The 819-nt window shown below is 66.7% G+C and carries 1 protein-coding gene and 1 pseudogene; both read left to right on the top strand.

The features are described from left to right. Positions 1-231: pseudogene (locus tag KUM32_RS40850) on the top strand (hypothetical protein); the annotation flags it as partial. Between the two features lie 60 nt (positions 232-291). Then, on the top strand, positions 292-819 hold a 528-nt coding region (locus tag KUM32_RS40845; RefSeq protein WP_302185261.1), incomplete at its 3' end, for a pyridoxal-phosphate dependent enzyme.

Below are 819 nucleotides of genomic sequence, written 5' to 3'. Positions count from 1 at the left end.
GATGAAGAACGTGCGCCGCGATCCCGCGCGTACCGCAGACGGGCCGACCTACCGCTCATGCGCGCCAAGCGGCGCACCCAGCGACAGATCGCCAGCGAGGGCGGCCAGTTCTTCAGCTCCTTGGAGTCCAAGGTAACCGAGCTCAATCGCATATGGACCCACCCTCGTCTGGGCCCGACTTTCAGCGAAATCACCGACCCCCAAGCGTGGCTTAGCCGCGTGAAGCCGTAAGGGGAGGGCCCGTGTGGCACCGGGGTGCGCTCTTTCACCCTTAACCGTTTCGCCCCTCGAATGTGGTCTCCATCAGGGGTCACGCAGAAATCGGATTACGCCGTGATCGATTACCACTCACTCATACCGCCCAGCATCATCGCCGCTTGCCAGACACGTTTGGCCGGGGCGGCGAGGTCGACACCCATGACGCCAGCCCCGTTATCCGCCTGGGGCGAGGACCAGGTGCCACCGCACTACGTCAAGGCGGAATGCTTGCAGTCCGCGGGCTCCCACACGTACAGGGGCGCCTTCCTCGCACTGGACGACCTCGACCCGCCTCAGCTGCGCCGCGGAGTGGTCGCGGCCTCCACCGGCCCCTACGCGCTGGCCCTGATGTACGCCCGTCGGTACTGGCCCGAGCTGCGTCGCATCACGGTCGTGCTCCCCAACAGCAACAGCTCCCTAAGCGAACTGCTGCCCGAGCTCGGTGCCGACGTGCGCCTGCACAGCGGTACCTCGCGCGATCGGGAGCGCGCTGCGCAACGCATCGCACGCGAGAGTGGGCAGACGTTCTTGCTCACCTCGGGGAGAGCCGCGGTATGCGGC

It is taken from the genome of Streptomyces sp. AC627_RSS907, from assembly GCF_019049165.1.
The sequence above is the reverse complement of the archived record's forward strand: the minus strand, read 5'-3'. Positions and strand labels throughout refer to the sequence as shown.